Genomic DNA, 14,611 nt, shown 5'->3' on the forward strand with positions numbered 1-14,611 from the left:
CCATGAACATGGTCCTCATCGAGAACGCCGCCGGCAGCAGCCAAGTGATCACCATCATCGAGGAGTTCGCCGGCCACTCGGTCTCGCGCGATCTCAACCCCGGCGACCACGCCAGCATCCCGGTCACCCAGTTCAAGTCGATCACCGTCCGTGAGACCTATCCCGACGATTGGCTGACGCGCGGCGTGAGCCGAAATCGCGCCGCCGCGGCGTGAAATTCCCGTCTAAATTGAAAGAGATGACCCCGCGAAGCCATTCGCGGGGTTTTTCGTTTGCCCCATGGGGCCGCGGATTGCGTGGCCGTTAACCTTGTGAGACACAGAGCGCCGTTTTGTGGGGCGGAAAACGAAGATGTACGAGGGGGATGAGCGCGCCGACGTGGTTCAGGACCACGCACTGCCGTTGCCGAGCTATCTGAGCTATCTTCTCTATCAGACCGAACAGCATCGCCGCGCCATGGCGACCGATCTCCTGGCCCGGCACGGCCTGACGTTCGCCAAGTGGGTGGCGATGATCTCGCTGCGCCGGTTCGGTAATCTCTCCATGACCCGGCTGGCCAAGCTGGCGGCCACCGACCGCACGACCCTGACGCGTTCTATAGACGGCCTGATCGCCGACGGCCTGGTGGAGCGCAAGGCTTCGTCCGCCGACCGCCGCATCGTGGTCATCTGCCTGACCGACACGGGTCGCACGCTGCTCGAGAAAATCCGCGCCGAGATCCGTCCGCTGAACCGCGACATCTGCGCCAATCTGACCACGGAAGAGCAGGCGGCCATGACCCGCTACCTGCAGAAGATGCTGTCGGGCCTGATCGTCGAGCCGGACTGGAAGCAGGACGTGATCGCGTTCAGCACCCCAGCTCCGCCGGAAACGGCTTAGTCGTCGAACTTCACCCGTCCGCGGCCCGACTTCACCGTCCCGCGCTTGGCCTTGCCGTCCAGCCGCTTGAGCTTGCTGGAATAGGTCGGCTTGGTCGCCTTGCGGGGCTTGGGCTTCTCGGTGGCGCGGCGGATCAGGTCGACGAGGCGCTCCTGGGCGTCCTGGCGGTTCATCTCCTGCGAGCGCGAGCCCTGCGAGAACAGGATCAGCACCCCGTCCTGGGTCAGGCGGCTGCCGGCCAGGGTCTCCAGCCGCGCCTTGACGTCCTCGGGCAGGGACGGGGAGTTCCTGACGTCGAACCGCAGCTCGATCGCCGTGCTGGTCTTGTTGACGTGCTGGCCGCCCGGACCGGAGGCGCGGGCAGCCCTCCAGACCAGCTCGTCCTCGTCGATCCGCAGCCAGGACGTGATCTCGATCATCGCGGCCGCTGGATCATTGGGGCGCCGCCTTCTTGGCCTTGACCACCAGCTGATCCAGCGCCTGGAGGAACCGCGAGCGGTCAGCGTTGGCGAAGGCGGCGGGACCCTTGGTGACCTCGCCCATCGAGCGCAGGTGCTCGCCGATCGAGCGCGAGGCCAGGGCCGAGCCGATCATGTCGGCCGAGAACACCCGGCCGTTCGGGGCCACGGCCGCGCCGCCGGCCTTCAGCACGCGGTCGGCCAGCGGGATGTCGTTGGTCACCACCACGTCGCCGGGACCGCAGCGCTCGGCGATCCAGTCGTCGGCGACGTCGGGACCGGCGTCGACCACGATCTGCTCGATCACCGGCGTCATCGGCACGCGGATCCAGCTGTTGGACACCACGAAGGTCTTGAAGCCGTGGCGGGCGGCGACCTTGTAGGCCTCGTCCTTCACGGGGCAGGCGTCGGCGTCGATGAAGAGGAGGGCGGTCATCGACCTGAAGCCTACCGGAAAGGGGACCTAGAGAAGAGTGGTGCCGGATGCAGGGATCGAACCCGCGACCTTCGGTTTACAAAACCGCTGCACTACCGCTGTGCTAATCCGGCGTGGGTCCGTGACCCGAGGTCAGGGCTTATGCCGTCTGCGCGCGCGGACGGCAAGGGCGTGCTACAGATCGAACCGCACCCCCTGGGCCAGCGGCAGGGCGCCGGAATAGTTCACCGTCGCCGTTTGTCGGCGCATGTACTGCTTCCAGCTGTCAGAGCCGCTTTCGCGGCCGCCGCCGGTCTCCTTCTCACCGCCGAACGCGCCGCCGATCTCGGCGCCCGAGGGGCCGATATTGACGTTGGCGATGCCGCAGTCGCTGCCCGCGGCCGACAGGAAGCCCTCGGCCTCGCGGACGTCGTTGGTCATGACGCAGGACGAGAGCCCCTGGGGGACGTCGTTCTGGATCGCGATGGCTTCCTCGAAATCCGCATAGGGCGCGACGTGCAGCAGCGGTGCGAAGGTCTCGCGCTGCATGCAGGCGGTCGCGGCCGGCAGGCGGGCCAGCGCAGGGCGGACATAGTAGGCGTCCGGAAGCTCGTCGATCAGCAGGCGCTCGCCGCCGGCGACGCTCCCGCCCTCGGCGCGGACCTGGTTCATGGCCTCGACGAAGGCGTCGTAGGCGGCCTTGTCGATCAGCGGGCCGAGCAGTGTCGCGGGCTGGCGCGGGTCGCCGACCGGCAGGCGCTGGAAGGCGGTCTCGACCGCGTCGGCGACCTTGTCGACCAGGCTTTCGTGGACGATCAGCCGGCGCAGGGAGGTGCAGCGCTGGCCCGCCGTGCCCGCCGCCGAGAAAACGATGGCGCGCAGGGCCAGCGACAGATCCGCCGAGGGCGTGACGATCATGGCGTTGTTGCCGCCCAGCTCCAGGATCGAGCGGCCGAAGCGTTCGGCGACCATCGGCGCCACGGCGCGGCCCATGCGGGTCGAGCCGGTGGCGCTGACCAGGGCGATGCGCGGGTCGCGGGCCAGGCGCTCGCCGGCGTCACGGCCGCCCAGAACGACGGCGCAGAGCCCGTCCGGCGCATCCTCGAACCGGGCCAGGGCGCGCTCCAGGACGGCATGGGTCGCGAGGGCCGTCAGGGGCGTCTTCTCGGACGGCTTCCAGATCACCGGATCGCCGCAGACCAGGGCCAGGCACGCGTTCCAGGCCCAGACGGCGACCGGGAAGTTGAAGGCGCTGATCACCGCCACCGGTCCCAGCGGATGCCAGGTCTCGCGCATGGCGTGGCCGGGACGTTCGGAGGCGATCGTCAGGCCGTGCAGCTGGCGCGACAGGCCGACGGCGAAGTCGCAGATGTCGATCATCTCCTGAACCTCGCCGGCCGCCTCGGAGGCGATCTTGCCGGCTTCCAGCGTGACCAGGGCGGCCAGGTCCGCCTTGGCGGCGCGCAGTTCCTCGCCCAGCAACCGCACCAGTTCGCCGCGGCGCGGGGCCGGGACGACGCGCCAGGCGGCGAAGGCGTGGCAGGCGGCCGAGACCTTGCTCCCGATCTCGCGGGCGTCGTCGAACGCCACATGGGTCATGACCTGGCCGTCGATCGGGCTACGCACGGGGTGGCCGGCGTCGGCGGGAAGCGCGGGAACGCCCAGCTTGGCCAGCAGTTCGCGGGCGTGGGCGGCGGGAGTTGGAAAAGACTGGGTCATGGCCGGAGCACACGCCGCGGCCGAACCTTGGTCAAGCCCTTGGCGTTGCGAGTCTCGCCTCCAGCGTTTAGGGACGGGCCAGGCAGGAGAAGCACCATGGCGCAGGGCAAACTCATCGACGGCAAGGCGTTCGCGGCCGATCTGCGGGCGAAGATCGCCGTGGAGGTCGCCGAGTTGAAGGCCAAGCACGGGATCACCCCGGGCCTTGCCGTGGTGCTGGTCGGCGAGGACCCGGCCAGCCAGGTCTATGTCCGCAACAAGGGCGAACAGACCCTGGCGGCGGGCATGCATTCCGAGACCGTCCGCCTGCCGGCCGAGGTCAGCCAGGACGACCTGCTGGCCGTGGTCGCCAGGCTGAACGCCGACCCGAAGATCCACGGCGTGCTGGTCCAGTTCCCGGTGCCGGACCACATCAGCCAGATGGACGTCGTGGCGGCCCTGTCGCCGGACAAGGATGTCGACGGCCTGACCGTGACCAACGCCGGCCGCCTGGCCAGCGGCCTGCCGGCCCTGACGCCCTGCACGCCGCTGGGCTGCATGATGCTGCTGAAGGACGTGGTCGGTGATCTGACCGGCAAGAACGCCGTGGTCATCGGCCGCTCGAACCTGATGGGCAAGCCGATGGCCCAGATGCTGCTCGCCGCCGACTGCACGGTGACCATCGCTCACTCGCGCTCCAAGGACCTGCCGGGCATCGTCCGCCAGGCCGACATCGTGGTCGCCGCCGTCGGCCGGGCCGAGATGGTCAAGGCCGACTGGATCAAGCCGGGTGCTACCGTGATCGACGTCGGCATCACCCGCTATCCGGCCCGCGATCCGGAAGCCGCTGCGGCGGGCAAGACCCGGCTTGTCGGCGACGTCGCCTTCGACGAAGTGCGCGCGGTCGCCGGCGCGATCACGCCGGTTCCCGGGGGCGTGGGGCCCATGACCATCGCCTGCCTGCTGGCCAACACCGTGACGGCGGCCAAGCGCCTGTCGGGGATCGCCTGATGCGCCGCCTGGCGCTGCTGGCCGCGCTGGGCCTGACCTTGGCGGCTTGCGGCGCCAGGACCCCGCCGCCGCCGCCGCCGGAGCAGGCCCTGGCCCTGCGCCCGGCCGACGCGCGCCTGTCGAGCCTGTACGAGACGTCTTGCCACGCCTGCCACGCCGTCCCCGGCACGGGCGCGCCGCTGGTCCACGACCGCGCCGCCTGGGATGTCCGCTGGAAGCAGGGCGAGGCGACGCTGCTGGACCACGCCGTCCAGGGCTACAACGCCATGCCGGCGACGGGGCAGTGCGCGACTTGCACCCCGGCCGATTTCCAGGCCCTCATACGATTCATGGCGGGGCGTGAAGACTCCGCGAAATAGAGGCGGGGAAGCCATGATCTCGAGGCGCGGAGCCCTGATCGCGGGTGGAACGGGCGTGGCGGTGGTCGCCGGCGGCGGTGTCGCCGCTTACAAGGTCGCCACCGGAGACAAGCCCGAGCCGCCGTCGCCGCCCTCGGTCGACGCCCAGGGCAAGCTGCTGTGGCGCAATTGGTCGGGCCTGCAGCACGCCTATCCCGCCGCCCGCCTGGCTCCCAAGGACGAGGGCGAGCTGGCCACGGCGCTGAAGGTCGCCCAGGCGCCGATCCGGCCCGTCGGCGCGGGCCACTCGTTCACCGCCCTGGCCCCGACCAACGGCACGCTGATCTCGCTGGATTCGCTGTCGGGCGTGATCGGCTGGGAAGGCGACGAGGCGATCGTCCGCGCCGGCACGCGGCTGGGCGCCCTGGGGCCCATGCTGGCCGAGAAGGGGCGGGCGCTGCCCAACCTGCCCGACATCAACAAGCAGTCGCTGGGCGGGGCGCTGAGCACCGCCACCCACGGCACGGGCGCCGGCATCCAGGCCATGCACGGCAGCGTCACGGGGCTGCGGCTGGTCACGCCTTCCGGCGAGGTCATCGAGGCCGATGCGACCCGGAACCCCGAGGTGTTCCAGGCCGCCCGCGTCTCGCTGGGGGCGCTGGGCGTCATCACTCAGGTGCGGATCAAGACCAGCGCCAACCGCCGCCTGCGTCGCCGCGTCTGGCTGGAGCCTCTGGAGGATGCGCTCGCCAAGGCCGAGGCGCGCTGGGCCCAGCACCGCAATTTCGAGTTCTACGCCGTACCGTTCACGGGCCTGGCGGCCAATATCAGCCATGACGAGACCGACGATCCGGCCCTGCCGCGCGGTCCGGACCAGGACACCGAGTTCCTTCAGGCGCTGCGGGGACTGCGCAACCTGCTGGGCTTCGCCACACCGCTGCGCAAGGCCGCCGCCCACGCGCTGCTGTCGACCGCCAAGCCGGAGACCGCCGTCGACGAGGGCTGGAAGCTGCTGTCGACCGAACGGCCGGTGCGCTTCAACGAGATGGAGTTCCACCTGCCCGTGGAGCACCAGCTGAAGGCGCTCGAAGAGGTGGTTCGCACCATCGAGAAGGAGCGTCCGGACGTCTTCTTCCCGATCGAGGCGCGTCGTATCGCGCCGGACGACGCCTGGCTGTCGCCGTTCCAGGGCGGGGCGCGCGGCTCGGTGGCCGTGCACGCCTATTACCGCGACGACTTCACGTTCCTGTACGAGCTGATCGAACCGATCTTCCGCCGCTACGACGGCCGACCGCACTGGGGCAAGCTGCACACGCTGAACGGCGGCCAGCTGGAGGCGATCTATCCGCGCTGGAAGGACTTCCTGGCGGTCAGGCGGGAGCTGGACCCGGACGGCCGGATGCTCAATCCGTATCTCAAGGGCCTGTTCGGCCTTAGCTAGGTCTTGGTCTGGCGGGGCTGTTCGCCGTTTCGGGCAGGGGTCCGAAACGGACGGGGCTTAAGCCGCGGCGGTCCCGAGATATTCGGCCACGCGGGCTTCCAGCTCGGTCACCAGGGCCTTGCCGACCGGGTGGGTGTCGACCTTGATGTCATCGCGCACGCAGGCCTTGATCGCGTCGATATGGGCGTCGACCAGGAACATCGGCGCCGACAGGCGGGTGTCCGGATCGTCGATCAGCTTGCAGAGCGACGCGGCCAGGCGGGTGATCAGCGGGAATTCGTAGGTGGCGCCCAGGCCTTTCAGGTCATGAGCGCGCAGATAGAGGGTCTCGACCGTCTGGGCGTTGAGGCCCTCGGTGCGGACGCCCTGGCGGGCGGCCTCCAGCTTGACGATCTCGTCGTTCAGCCATTGGGCGAAGTTGCCGGACAGGCTCTTCAGAGCCGCCTCGGCCTTGGCGATGGCGGCCATGTCGATGCCGCCCCGACCGCCCACCTTGAGCTTGAGCATGTTCGGCACCTGGATCACTTCAGCGGTCTTATTCGTCACGGGCGCCTCTCCCGGCGGCGGATAGTTGGGTATCCACTAACATAGCAGGCGTTAATATTGGATGAGACGAAACTTTCTGCGACCCAACGTCTCACGCCCTTGAGCCTGTCCATTTTCTGATGAACATCAGAAATGGATGAACAGGCTCAATCTCTAGAGTTGGAGCGTGGCGGGCGCCGAAACCGGCATCCGCTTTCGGCTGCCACGCGCCAGACTTAGGCAGAGAACTGCTCGGCCAGAACTCTTTCCTCGAGGCTGCGGCCGGCGTCGAAGAGCATCGACAGCGAAGTGCCGCGGTCCTCGGATATGTGCACCTCCAGGACGTCGCGCACCTCGAAGTTGTCGGCCACGGCGCTGACCGGCCGTTTGTCGGCTTCCAGGATTTCGAACGTCACCCGCGCCGACTGCGGCAGCAGGGCGCCGCGCCAGCGGCGGGGGCGGAAGGCGGAAATGGGCGTCAGGGCCAGGACCTGACCGTCGATCGGGATGATCGGGCCGTGGGCCGAGAGGTTGTAGGCCGTCGAGCCGGCGGGGGTGGCCAGCAGAGCGCCGTCGCAAACCAGCTCGCCCATCCGCACCTTGCCGTCGATCGAGATGCGCAGCTTGGCGGTCTGGCGCGTCTGGCGCAGCAGCGAGACCTCGTTGATGGCCAAGGCGCGGTGCTGTTTCCGGTTCGAATCGATGGCGACCATGGCCAGCGGATGGATGACGGCGCGCTCGGCGGCGTTGATCCGCTCCAGCAGGCTGTCCTCGCTGTACTCGTTCATCAGGAAACCGACCGAGCCGCGGTTCATGCCGTAGATCGGCGTCTGGGTGGCGATCGCCTCGTGCAGGGTCTCCAGCATGAAGCCGTCGCCGCCCAGCGCCACGATGACCTGGGCGTTCTGGTCGCCGACATCGCCATAGCGGGCCATCAGCCGTTCCCGCGCCTCCTGAGCTTCGGGGCGGTCGCTGGCCTTGAAAGACAGGCGAGTCACGAAGGGTTGCGCTTGGTACATGCGGCCAAGTGGCGGGAAGCCCGCGAGCTTGTCAAACGACCGATGAGACCGCCGCGTCAGACCTGGCCGACGGCCTGGCGGAAGGCCATGCCGGCGATATCCGGCGTGAAGGGGCCAAAGGCGCTGGCGGCGCGGCGGACGCCCTCTTCACCGCCGCCGGGACGACCGCCATTCAGTTGGCGGACGTGCTCCAGGATGGTCGGGAAAACGCTGCGGTCGATGCCCACGGCCGAGCAGGCCAGGGCCAGAAGCTCGGGGCGACCGCTGTCGATGGCGCGGCGGATCTGAGGGGGCTCGAACTTGCCCAGGCGCGCCAAGGCCATGACGAACAGTTGCAGCCGGCCCTCGCGCAGCACGCGTAGCAGGTAGCCGGGTCGCAGCTGGCCGGCGGAATCCAGCTTCTCGATCAGCGAGCGCTCCATCTCCTCGCGATCCTCGTCGACCTCGACCGGGCCGACGTCCTCGCCCGCGGATTCGCCACGATGGGCCGCGTGCAGAGCCTCGTCGACGGCGGCCTGCATCTTGGTCGGATCCAGCTGGAACCGCGTCGTCAGGGCGTCGCGCAGGGCGCGGCCGACCAGCAGATAGAGCTGCTCGGCCAGATCGGCGGAGAGCTTCGGGTGTTGGGCCAGGGGCGAGCGCAGGGCGACGACCTCGCGCGAGCGGTTCACCAGCCGGCTCATGGCGTCCGGTGAGATGTGGGCGGTGTCGTTCGCGGCCAGGGCGGTCAGCACGGCCGGCTCGTCGCGGCTGATGATCGCCTCGACCACCTGCGCCTGCAGGTGCGGACGGCGGGCGATCTCGATCTGGTGCTCCAGCGTCGCCTGAACCAGCAGCCGGATCAGGTCGTGATCCTGCAGCACCGGGCTGCGGGCGATGATCGGGCGGGCGATGTCGATCTCGTCCAGCGCCATGATGTTGATCAGGGCCGAGGGGGCCCAGTCGGCGTCGGCCAGGCGCTCGGACAGCCGGTGGCGGATGTCGCGCTCGGCCTCGACCACCAGGGTCATGAAGATGGAATTGAGCAGGGCCTGGATGTCGGGATGGGTCGGCTCGCCGCTGGCCTGACCGGCCTCGCAGAGGTCGATGATCCCGGTGAGCAGGCGTTCACGATCGCCAGGCTCGCGACTGCGGGCCAGCTTCATGAGCGATGCGATCTCGACGGCTTGGATGGCCCGCCTCCTTCGAATCCGGAAGACCCGATCAGGATGACCTTGCGGCCCCCAAATGAAAACATGCTTAAACAGGCCAAGGACGCCGACGCGCCACATCGCGTCGAGATGTCGCAAGCTCGAGCGGAGGATATGTGACTCAAGACCTGATCCTGGCCCTGGACCAGGGCACGACCAGCACCCGGGCCATCCTGTTCGACCGCGCGGGCCAGTCCCTGGGCGAGGCCTCGCGCCCGCTGCGCCAGAGCTATCCGCGCGACGGCTGGGTCGAGCATGACGCCGAGGAGATCTACGCCGCCTGCCTGGCGGTGCTGCGTGAGGTGGCCGAGACCTCGGGCCGGACGGACGCCATCGCCGCCATCGGCATCACCAACCAGCGCGAGACGGTGGTGGTCTGGGATCGCGCCACCGGCCGTCCGATCCATCCGGCGATCGTCTGGCAGGACCGCCGCACGGCCGAGGTCTGCGCCGCGCTGAAGACGGCGGGCCACGAACCGCGCGTCACCGAGGTCACGGGGCTGCTGCTGGATCCCTATTTTTCGGCCACCAAGATCGCCTGGATCCTCGACAGGGTTCCGGGCGCGCGGGCCCGGGCCGAGGCGGGCGGCTTGCTGTGCGGCACCATGGACTGCTGGGTGATCTGGCGGCTGACGGGCGGGGCGGTCCACGCGACCGACGCCACCAACGCCTCGCGCACCCTGCTGTTCGACATCGGCGCCCAGGACTGGTCGCCCGAGATGCTCGACCTGTTCAAGGTCCCCGCGCCGCTGCTGCCCAAGGTGCTGGACTGTGTCGACGACTATGGCGAGACGAGCGCCGAGCTGCTGGGGCGCCCCGTTCCGATCCGCGGCGTGGCCGGCGACCAGCAGGCCGCGCTGATGGGGCAGGGCTGCGTCGCGCCGGGCCAGATGAAGGCCACTTACGGCACCGGTTGCTTCATGCTGATCAACACCGGCGAGGCGCGGCCGATCTCGCGTTCGCGCCTGCTGACCACCGTGGCGGCGCGGGTCGGCGGCAAGACGACCTACGCCCTGGAAGGCTCGATCTTCGTGGCCGGGGCGGCGATCCAGTGGCTGGGCGAGGGGCTGGGCGTCACCGGCGGCCCGCGCGCGGCCGAGGCCCTGGCCCGGGCGGCCAAGGCCGACCACGGCGTCGTGGTGGTGCCGGCCTTCACCGGCCTGGGCGCGCCCTGGTGGGACGCCAAGGCGCGCGGTGGGATCTTCGGCCTGACCCGCGACGCTGGCCTGCCGGAGATCGCCGCGGCGACCTTCGATGCGTGCGCCCTGCAGAGCCGCGACCTGATCGAGGCCATGCGCGCCGACGCGCCCTCGGCTTTCGGGGAAGCCGCGCAGATGCGCATCGACGGTGGCATGTCCAAGAGCGCCTGGTTCTCGCAGCGACTGGCCGACCTGACCGGAATGTCGGTGCGGCGCGCCAGCTACCAGGAGACCACGGCGCTGGGCGCGGCCCTGTTCGCGGGCGTGGGGGCGGGGCTCTACGCCTCGGTCGAGGAGGCCGCCGAGGCCAGCCCGGCCGCCGAGACCCTGTCGCCGTCGATCAAGGAGCACGCGCGCGAAGCGGCCTACGCCCGCTGGCTGGACGCGGTGCCCAGGGTGAGACTTTAGTCGAACCTTGGTTGCGGTAACATCGACGTCGCCCCATAACGATCTGACAAGAAGAAGCGGAGATCGCCATGACCACCCGTCGCGCCGTGCTGGGCGCAGGAGCCGCCCTGATCGCTGGCGGGCAGGCCCTGGCCGCTTCGCCCGCCTATCCGAAGATCGGCAAGATCCGCCGCCTTTCGCCGGAGCTGGACGCGATCCTCGACGTCAATGCGCCGATCGAGCAGATCGCCGATGGCGTCACCTGGGCCGAGGGGCCGGCCTGGCACTGGGAGAGCAAGTCCCTGCTGTTCTCGGACGTGCCCGGCAACGTCATGTATCGCTGGACCCCCAAGACCGGAAAGACCGAGTTCCTCAAGCCCTCGGGCTATGACGGTCCGCCAACCAAGATCTTCCGCGAGGCCGGCTCGAACGGCGCGATCATCACCCTGGCCGGTGACCTGGTGATCGCCGACTGCGGCAATCGCGGCCTGGCCAAGGTGGATCTGGCGACCAAGCAGAAGACGGTCCTGGCCAGCACGTACAAGGGCAAGAAATTCAACAGTCCCAACGATCTGGTCGAGGTCCGCGACGGTCCGCTGAAAGGTTCGCTCTACTTCACCGATCCGCCCTACGGCCTGGAGGGGCTGGACGCCTCGCCGGCCAAGGAACTGTCGTTCAACGGCGTCTACCTGCTGCGCCTGAACGGCGATGTGGCGCTGATCGACGACACGCTGTCGTTCCCGAATGGCGTGGGGCTGTCGCCCGACGGCAGGCGGCTTTACGTCTCGATCTCGGACCCCAAGCGGCCGGTGATCATGGCCTACGAGCTTGGCGGGGACGGCCTGCCCAAGTCGTCAAAAGTGTTCTTCGACGCTTCCGAGCTGCTGAAGGCCGGTGGGCCCGGCCTGCCGGACGGCATGAAGGTCGACGCCAAGGGCAACCTGTTCGCCAGCGGGCCGGGCGGGATCATGATCCTGACGCCGGAGGCCAAGCTGCTGGGCGTCATCGAGACCGGCGGTCCGGCCGCCAACTGCGCGTTCGGCGAGGACGGCAAGACGCTGTTCCTGACCTCTAGTCACATTGTGGCGCGCGTGCGCACCAAGACTTCCGGCCTGGCCTGGTAGGAGAGAGCGACATGGACGAGATCAGCAAGCGGACATTCCTGGCGGCTGGTCTCGCCGCCACTCTGCCCCTGAGCGCCCCATCTCTCGAGGCCAGGGCGGCGGAGTCCGGCCGCAAGCTGGGCTATGCGATCCTGGGGCTGGGCTACTACGCCACCCAGATCATCATGCCGCGCTTCGCCGAGTGCGAGCATTCGAAGCTGGTGGCCCTGGTCAGCGGCACGCCGGAGAAGCTGACCAAGTTCGGCGAGCAGTACGGCATTCCCGAAAGCCATCGCTACAGCTACGAGACCTTCGACAGGATCGCCGACAATCCCGACGTCGACATCGTCTACGTCATCACGCCCAACAGCCTGCACCGCGTTTTCACCGAGCGTGCGGCCAAGGCGGGCAAGCACGTGATGTGCGAGAAGCCGATGGCGACGACGTCAGCTGACGCCGAGGCTATGATCGCCGCGTGCAAGAAGGCCGGCCGCAAGCTGATGATCGGCTATCGCAGCCGGTTCCAGGCCCACAATATCGAGGCCATCAAGCTGGCGCGGGAAGGGGCTTTCGGACCGGTGCGGACGGTGACGACCGACCACGGCTTCACGATCGGCGACCCGACCCAGTGGCGGCTGAAGCGGGCGCTGTCCGGCGGCGGTAGCCTGATGGACATCGGAATCTACAGCCTGAACGCCGCCCGCTACCTGACGGGCGAGGAGCCCGTGGCCGTCAACGCCATGGAGTCCACGGACCGTTCCGACATCCGCTTCAAGGAGGTGGAGGACATCATCAGCTTCCAGCTGCTGTTCCCGTCGGGCGCGGTGGCCAACTGCTTTTCCACCTACAGCACCAACTTCAACCGCTATCGCGTCAGCGGTCCCAAGGGCTGGGTCGAGCTGGAGCCGGCCACCAGCTACCAGGGCCAGACGATGCGGGCGCAACTGAACCGTCAGACGGGCCCGCGCGAGCCCGCCGCGCAGCCGAAGAACCAGTTCTCCGCTCAGCTGGACCACCTGTCGGAATGCATCCTCACCGGCCGCGAGCCGATCGTCCCCGGCGAGGAGGGCCTCAAGGACATGCGCCTGATCGAGGCCGTCTACCGCGCGGCCCGCGAGGGGCGCACGGTGAAGGTCTAGGCGGTCTCGTCCAGATAGGCCTTAACCCGCGCGAACAGGTCCTCGAACATCGGCGTCGTCAGGCGGCCGGTGTTCGTGTTGAGCCGTGAGCAGTGATAGCTGTTGAAGATCCGATAGGGACCGGCCTGGAACTCCGAGCCATGGCCGGGAACGCCGGCCGAAGCCTTGAGGCCCAGGGCCTTCAGCACATTGCGCCGCGAGACGTCGCCCAGGGTGACGATGGCCTTCAGATTGGGGAACATCTCCAGCCGCGCGGTGAGGAACGGGCGGCAGTTGTTCTCTTCCGAGGTCTCGGGCTTGTTGCCGGGCGGCGCGCAGCGGACGGCGTTGGTCACGGCCGCGCCGACCAGCTGGAGCGAGTCATCGGGGCGCGCCTCGAACTTGCCGGTGGCGAAGCCGAACTTGATCATCGTGTCGTAGAGCAGGGTCCCGGCGTAGTCGCCGGTGAACGGCCGGCCCGTGCGGTTGGCGCCCTTGCGGCCGGGGGCCAGGCCCGCGACCAGCAGGCGCGCGTCCTTGTCGCCGAACGAGGGGGCGGGGCCGTTGAACCAGTCGGGATAGAGGTCCTGGTTCTCGCGGCGATAGGCCACCAGGCGCGGGCACAGCGGGCAGTCGCGCGGCGGCTCGGCGGGGTTGGGGACGGTCTCGCCGACGATGTTGGAACGCTGGCTCATCTCAGTACTCGTCGTCGGCTTCGCGTTCTGCCGGGGTGCGGTTGTCCGAGACCGGACGCGGCTGGACCCGCTGCGGGCGGCCGATGATGCTGCCGAGGTCGGCGAGGTCGACGAAGTTGTCGGCCTGGCGGCGCAGGTCGTCGCTGGTCATCGGCGGCTGGCTCTTCATGGTCGAGACCACGGTGACCCGGCGGCCCTTGCGCTGGACGGCCTCGACCACGGCGCGGAAATCGCCGTCGCCGGAGAACAGCACCAGATGGTCGGCGGTTTCGGCGATCTGCAACATGTCGACCGCGATCTCGATGTCCATGTCGCCGCGCCAGCGCTTGCGGCCCTGGCTGTCGGTGAACTCGCGGGCCGGCTTGGTCACCAGGGTGAAGCCGTTGTAGTCCAGCCAGTCCACGAGGGGGCGGATCGGCGAATAATCGTCGTTCTCGGCGATCGCGGTATAGTAGTAGGCTCGGATCAGGACGCCGCGCTTTCTGAACTCGTCGAGCAGCTTGCGGTAGTCAATGTCAAAGCCCAGGGCCCTGGCGGCGGAATAGAGATTGGCCCCGTCGATGAACAGCGCCAGGCGGTCGGTCGGATAGAAGGTCACGATAATCCCTTGAAAAATCAGGTCGCTCGAAATGACTTGGACGAGGCCGTGATCGTGGCGCTCGGCAGCAATCTGCCCGGACCCTATACGAGTCGCGAGGCGCTGTTGGAAGCCGCGCTGGCCGCCTTGCCGGAGGTCGGGTTGACCGTGGTGACGCGCTCGACCTGGTGGGCTTCGGCGGCCTGGCCCGATCCGGCCGGACCCGACTATCTGAACGGCGTGGCCATCGTCGCCACCGACCTGTCCCCGGCCGACACCCTGGCGGCGCTGCACACGATCGAGGAACGCTTCGGAAGGACGAGGGGAAAGGCCAACGCCCCGCGAACCCTGGACCTGGATCTCATCGCCCACGGCCGGACGGTCCTGGACGGCGACCTCGTCGTGCCGCATCCACGCGCCCACGACCGGCTGTTCGTGATGGGACCGCTGGCCGAACTGGCCTCGGCCTGGGTGCATCCGGTGAGCGGTGAGTCGGCCTTCCGCCTGGCGGCCAACGCCAGCGTCGGGCGCGACGCGCGCTCCACCAAGTCCGTCTAG

General features: G+C 68.8%; 17 protein-coding genes and 1 tRNA gene. 9 read left to right on the forward strand and 9 right to left on the reverse strand.

What is annotated here, in order from left to right:
- Positions 1–2: 2 nt before the first annotated feature.
- Both EIK80_RS12980 and EIK80_RS12985 read left to right on the forward strand, forming a co-directional pair.
- Positions 3–215: a hypothetical protein gene (locus tag EIK80_RS12980; protein WP_125157430.1), complete on the forward strand. Its 213-nt coding sequence runs from the start codon at positions 3–5 to the stop codon at positions 213–215.
- 136 nt (positions 216–351) lie between these two features.
- Positions 352–879, forward strand: coding sequence for a MarR family winged helix-turn-helix transcriptional regulator (locus EIK80_RS12985; protein ID WP_125157431.1), 528 nt, complete (start codon positions 352–354; stop codon positions 877–879).
- Here the strand turns inward: EIK80_RS12985 and arfB are convergent.
- The 4 genes from arfB to EIK80_RS13005 form a co-directional block, all read right to left on the reverse strand.
- On the reverse strand, positions 876–1,298 hold the full coding sequence (arfB, locus tag EIK80_RS12990) for an alternative ribosome rescue aminoacyl-tRNA hydrolase ArfB (RefSeq protein ID WP_125157432.1): 423 nt from the start codon (positions 1,296–1,298) through the stop codon (positions 876–878). The genes EIK80_RS12985 and arfB overlap by 4 nt on opposite strands.
- 13 nt (positions 1,299–1,311) lie before the next feature.
- Positions 1,312–1,773 (reverse strand): YaiI/YqxD family protein, encoded by a 462-nt coding sequence (locus EIK80_RS12995; RefSeq protein ID WP_125157433.1) that lies wholly within the window; start codon positions 1,771–1,773, stop codon positions 1,312–1,314.
- Positions 1,774–1,811: 38 nt separating this feature from the next.
- A tRNA-Thr gene (locus EIK80_RS13000) sits at positions 1,812–1,886 on the reverse strand.
- Between the two features lie 61 nt (positions 1,887–1,947).
- The gene (locus EIK80_RS13005) at positions 1,948–3,471 is read right to left on the reverse strand and encodes an aldehyde dehydrogenase family protein (protein ID WP_125157434.1); all 1,524 of its coding nucleotides are present in this window, start codon (positions 3,469–3,471) and stop codon (positions 1,948–1,950) included.
- Positions 3,472–3,567: 96 nt separating this feature from the next.
- Between EIK80_RS13005 and EIK80_RS13010 the strand changes: the two genes are divergently transcribed.
- Genes EIK80_RS13010 through EIK80_RS13020 form a run of 3 tightly spaced genes read left to right on the forward strand, consistent with a single transcriptional unit; the run spans position 3,568 to position 6,240 of the window.
- The gene (locus EIK80_RS13010; protein ID WP_125157435.1) at positions 3,568–4,461 is read left to right on the forward strand and encodes a bifunctional methylenetetrahydrofolate dehydrogenase/methenyltetrahydrofolate cyclohydrolase; all 894 of its coding nucleotides are present in this window, start codon (positions 3,568–3,570) and stop codon (positions 4,459–4,461) included.
- Entirely contained in the window at positions 4,461–4,820 is a 360-nt protein-coding gene (locus EIK80_RS13015) for a cytochrome c5 family protein (RefSeq protein ID WP_125157436.1), read from the forward strand. Before EIK80_RS13010 ends, EIK80_RS13015 begins: the two co-directional genes overlap by 1 nt.
- A gap of 13 nt (positions 4,821–4,833) precedes the next feature.
- Positions 4,834–6,240: a D-arabinono-1,4-lactone oxidase gene (locus tag EIK80_RS13020; protein WP_125157437.1), complete on the forward strand. Its 1,407-nt coding sequence runs from the start codon at positions 4,834–4,836 to the stop codon at positions 6,238–6,240.
- A 57-nt stretch (positions 6,241–6,297) separates the two neighbouring features.
- On the opposite strand, the gene EIK80_RS13025 is transcribed toward EIK80_RS13020, so the two are convergent.
- From EIK80_RS13025 to EIK80_RS13035, 3 genes are all read right to left on the reverse strand, one after another.
- Entirely contained in the window at positions 6,298–6,786 is a 489-nt protein-coding gene (locus EIK80_RS13025; protein ID WP_125157438.1) for an Hpt domain-containing protein, read from the reverse strand.
- Positions 6,787–7,001: 215 nt separating this feature from the next.
- Positions 7,002–7,784, reverse strand: coding sequence for an NAD kinase (locus EIK80_RS13030; RefSeq protein ID WP_125157439.1), 783 nt, complete (start codon positions 7,782–7,784; stop codon positions 7,002–7,004).
- A gap of 56 nt (positions 7,785–7,840) precedes the next feature.
- Positions 7,841–8,929, reverse strand: a complete 1,089-nt coding sequence (locus tag EIK80_RS13035; protein WP_125157440.1) for a DUF2336 domain-containing protein — start codon at positions 8,927–8,929, stop codon at positions 7,841–7,843.
- A 161-nt stretch (positions 8,930–9,090) separates the two neighbouring features.
- On the opposite strand from EIK80_RS13035, the gene glpK reads away from it, so the two are divergent.
- The 3 genes from glpK to EIK80_RS13050 all read left to right on the forward strand — a co-directional run bounded on the left by glpK (position 9,091) and on the right by EIK80_RS13050 (position 12,802).
- On the forward strand, positions 9,091–10,581 hold the full coding sequence (gene glpK / locus EIK80_RS13040; protein WP_125157441.1) for a glycerol kinase GlpK: 1,491 nt from the start codon (positions 9,091–9,093) through the stop codon (positions 10,579–10,581).
- 68 nt (positions 10,582–10,649) lie between these two features.
- Positions 10,650–11,684, forward strand: coding sequence for an SMP-30/gluconolactonase/LRE family protein (locus EIK80_RS13045; RefSeq protein WP_125157442.1), 1,035 nt, complete (start codon positions 10,650–10,652; stop codon positions 11,682–11,684).
- 11 nt (positions 11,685–11,695) lie between these two features.
- Positions 11,696–12,802, forward strand: a complete 1,107-nt coding sequence (locus EIK80_RS13050; RefSeq protein ID WP_125157443.1) for a Gfo/Idh/MocA family protein — start codon at positions 11,696–11,698, stop codon at positions 12,800–12,802.
- On the opposite strand, the gene EIK80_RS13055 is transcribed toward EIK80_RS13050, so the two are convergent.
- Positions 12,799–13,476, reverse strand: a complete 678-nt coding sequence (locus EIK80_RS13055) for a uracil-DNA glycosylase (protein ID WP_125157444.1) — start codon at positions 13,474–13,476, stop codon at positions 12,799–12,801. The genes EIK80_RS13050 and EIK80_RS13055 overlap by 4 nt on opposite strands.
- A 1-nt stretch (position 13,477) precedes the next feature.
- Positions 13,478–14,074, reverse strand: a complete 597-nt coding sequence (locus EIK80_RS13060; protein WP_125157445.1) for an NYN domain-containing protein — start codon at positions 14,072–14,074, stop codon at positions 13,478–13,480.
- A 48-nt stretch (positions 14,075–14,122) separates the two neighbouring features.
- Here EIK80_RS13060 and folK point away from each other — a divergent pair, with 48 nt between their 5' ends.
- Positions 14,123–14,611, forward strand: a complete 489-nt coding sequence (gene folK, locus EIK80_RS13065; RefSeq protein WP_199743496.1) for a 2-amino-4-hydroxy-6-hydroxymethyldihydropteridine diphosphokinase — start codon at positions 14,123–14,125, stop codon at positions 14,609–14,611.

Origin of the sequence: Caulobacter sp. 602-1, assembly GCF_003931565.1 — a bacterium.
Classification (GTDB): domain Bacteria; phylum Pseudomonadota; class Alphaproteobacteria; order Caulobacterales; family Caulobacteraceae; genus Caulobacter.

Coding starts and splice junctions, on each gene's coding strand:
- EIK80_RS12980 (WP_125157430.1), top strand. CDS start 3: ATGAACATGGTCCTCATCGAGAACGCCGCCGGCAGCAGCCAAGTGATC.
- EIK80_RS12985 (WP_125157431.1), top strand. CDS start 352: ATGTACGAGGGGGATGAGCGCGCCGACGTGGTTCAGGACCACGCACTG.
- arfB (WP_125157432.1), bottom strand. CDS start 1,298: ATGATCGAGATCACGTCCTGGCTGCGGATCGACGAGGACGAGCTGGTC.
- EIK80_RS12995 (WP_125157433.1), bottom strand. CDS start 1,773: ATGACCGCCCTCCTCTTCATCGACGCCGACGCCTGCCCCGTGAAGGAC.
- EIK80_RS13005 (WP_125157434.1), bottom strand. CDS start 3,471: ATGACCCAGTCTTTTCCAACTCCCGCCGCCCACGCCCGCGAACTGCTG.
- EIK80_RS13010 (WP_125157435.1), top strand. CDS start 3,568: ATGGCGCAGGGCAAACTCATCGACGGCAAGGCGTTCGCGGCCGATCTG.
- EIK80_RS13015 (WP_125157436.1), top strand. CDS start 4,461: ATGCGCCGCCTGGCGCTGCTGGCCGCGCTGGGCCTGACCTTGGCGGCT.
- EIK80_RS13020 (WP_125157437.1), top strand. CDS start 4,834: ATGATCTCGAGGCGCGGAGCCCTGATCGCGGGTGGAACGGGCGTGGCG.
- EIK80_RS13030 (WP_125157439.1), bottom strand. CDS start 7,784: ATGTACCAAGCGCAACCCTTCGTGACTCGCCTGTCTTTCAAGGCCAGC.
- EIK80_RS13035 (WP_125157440.1), bottom strand. CDS start 8,929: ATGAAGCTGGCCCGCAGTCGCGAGCCTGGCGATCGTGAACGCCTGCTC.
- EIK80_RS13045 (WP_125157442.1), top strand. CDS start 10,650: ATGACCACCCGTCGCGCCGTGCTGGGCGCAGGAGCCGCCCTGATCGCT.
- EIK80_RS13050 (WP_125157443.1), top strand. CDS start 11,696: ATGGACGAGATCAGCAAGCGGACATTCCTGGCGGCTGGTCTCGCCGCC.
- EIK80_RS13055 (WP_125157444.1), bottom strand. CDS start 13,476: ATGAGCCAGCGTTCCAACATCGTCGGCGAGACCGTCCCCAACCCCGCC.